The organism is Synechococcus sp. R6-7, from assembly GCF_047461695.1.
Classification (GTDB): Bacteria; Cyanobacteriota; Cyanobacteriia; order Thermostichales; family Thermostichaceae; genus Thermostichus.
Genome location: NZ_JANSHS010000396.1, coordinates 1 through 2,203, shown reverse-complemented (window position 1 = coordinate 2,203; position 2,203 = coordinate 1). Strand labels below are relative to the sequence as shown.

Here is a 2,203-nt window from a genome sequence, read left to right as displayed (position 1 = left end):
AGGGTTTTGGGGGTTAGAGGCATGCTCCCTCGAGGGTGACCGTCACCGGGGATCCCTGTAAGGTCGCCACCTGCTGGCCGGCTCTGAGGGCGTCGGAAGGGGCCAAACCGGGAACCACGTGATAGGTGAGAATACCCCCCAGAGACACCTTGCCCCAGAAGTGGCTGCGATAAAGTTCGGTATCCTGGGGGTGTGATTGCTGGAGAGGAGAAAGGCCATGAACGGGATCCCGTCGTGGTTGCGGCAACTCCGCCGCTGGCTGCCCTGGGCTGCTCTGCTTCTCATTCTGGTCTTGATCGGCTACTGGGTGGGTCCTCGGCCCAGACCCTACCCCCAAGAGCCGGAGCTGCCCACCCTGGCCCCTCTGCCGCAGCACCCCCGCATCCGGGTGGTGTTCAACCAAAGCCGGGAGAGCACCTATCGGGATCCCTACCGCCAGATCCGCCGCTATGGCTACAACCTGGAAGAGTTCATCATTTCCCAGATTCGCTCCGCTCGGCAGTCGGTGGATATTGCCGTGCAGGAGCTGAACCTACCCCTGATTGCCCAGGCTCTGGTGGAGCGGCGGCAGGCGGGGATCCCTGTGCGTTTTATTACTGAAAACACCTACGTGCGAGCCTGGCACCAGCTCACCCCTGCCGAAGTGCGGGCGCTGGACGAGCGCAGCCGTCGCAAGTTCGAGGAGTACCGCAACCTGGTGGATGTGAACCGCGATGGACGGTTTTCGGCTGAGGAGGTCGCCACGCGGGATGTGTACGCCTTGCTGGATGGAGGCCAGGTGCCCTGGCTGGACGATACCGCCGATGGTTCCAAGGGCAGTGGCCTGATGCACCACAAATTTGTGGTGATCGACGGGCAGAAAGTCTTGACCGGATCGGCCAATTTCACGCTCTCTGATATTCACGGGGACTTTGATGCCCCCGACAGCGTCGGCAATGCCAATCACCTGCTGCTGCTGGATAGCCCGGAGCTGGCCCGCCTCTACACCGAGGAATTCGATCTCATGTGGGGCGATGGTCCTGGCGGCCTGCCCGATAGCCGCTTCGGCGTGCAAAAGCTCAAGCGTCCCCTGGAAACGGTGTACCTTGGCGATGCCATTGTGGGAGTTCACTTTTCTCCTGCCAGCCGCTCCTTGCCCTACGAAGCCACCTCCAACGGCATCATCGCCGCCGCCCTGGCCCAAGCCCGGCGACAGGTGGATCTGGCTCTGTTCGTCTTTACGGATCCGGGCATTGCCAACCAACTCAGGCAACTGCGCCAGGAGCGTAACGTGGAGATCCGCGGGGTGTTCGACCCTGGTTTTGCCTTCCGGGACTACAGCCGCACCCTGGAGATGTGGGGGCTGTTGCTCCCCGACGAAAAGTGCCAGGTGGAGGCGGCGCGCCTGCCCTGGACGCTGCCGGCCCAGTCTGTAGGCATACCCAACCTCGCCCCCGGCGATAAGCTGCACCATAAGTTTGCCATCATCGATCCCGGCACTCCTCAGGCCACGGTGATCACCGGATCCAACAACTGGTCGGTCTCGGCCAACCACCTCAACGACGAAAACTTCCTGATCATCCGCAATAGCCGAGTGGTGGATCACTTTGTGCGGGAGTTCGACCGGCTCATTGCCGATGCCCGCTTTGGCCCCAGCCGCCGCCTGCAACAACAGGCAGAAGAGGGATCCCGTCGCTGCCCCAACCCCGTCCCCGTTGCCGCTTCCTTGCCTGAACCGGAGCCGGAGCTGCTGGAAGTCGAGGTCGTTCTTCCTCCTGAGGCGGGATCCCCTTCCCCGTCGGTTGCTTTTCCGGTGGCGTCTCCTGGGGGATCCCCTCGCGTTAACCTGAATACGGCCACGGCGGCGGAGCTGGAACAGTTGCCCGGCATTGGCCCCGCCCTGGCGCAGCGCATTATCGAGGCCCGCCCCTTCTCCTCTTTGGAGGATCTGCAACGGGTCAATGGCATTGGCCCAGCCCGGATTGAGCAGCTGCGGGATCGGGTAACCTGGTAGGAGTTAGCCCCCTCTTGGTCAGGTTGAGGGCGCGGAGTGCTTTCGGAAGTTCATCCCAGAGCAGCTCCTAAAGGGCCTCTCCCCTCGAATAAACCCCAAATTAAACCCCAAATATAGTCATTTCAGTTCAAACCAGGACACTGCACCCACGCCTAAAATGTTGGTCGCATCGGCGTTGCAGAGCAATAATGCAGGGGGCCAAAAGGCTTT

At 61.8% G+C, this 2,203-nt stretch carries 2 protein-coding genes; one reads left to right on the top strand and one right to left on the bottom strand.

Annotated features, from left to right (window positions below; all coding sequences use genetic code 11):
* Window positions 1–13 precede the first annotated feature (13 nt).
* The gene (locus tag NW815_RS11455) at window positions 14–148 is read right to left on the bottom strand and encodes a fasciclin domain-containing protein (protein ID WP_414416027.1); all 135 of its coding nucleotides are present in this window, start codon (window positions 146–148) and stop codon (window positions 14–16) included.
* Between the two features lie 69 nt (window positions 149–217).
* Between NW815_RS11455 and NW815_RS11450 the strand changes: the two genes are divergently transcribed.
* Complete coding sequence (locus NW815_RS11450) at window positions 218–1,993, top strand: phospholipase D-like domain-containing protein (RefSeq protein ID WP_414391217.1); 1,776 nt, start codon at window positions 218–220, stop codon at window positions 1,991–1,993.
* Window positions 1,994–2,203 lie beyond the last annotated feature (210 nt).

What these genes read in the sequence shown, in the direction of transcription:
- NW815_RS11450 (WP_414391217.1), top strand. Translation starts at nt 218, where the DNA reads ATGAACGGGATCCCGTCGTGGTTGCGGCAACTCCGCCGCTGGCTGCCC.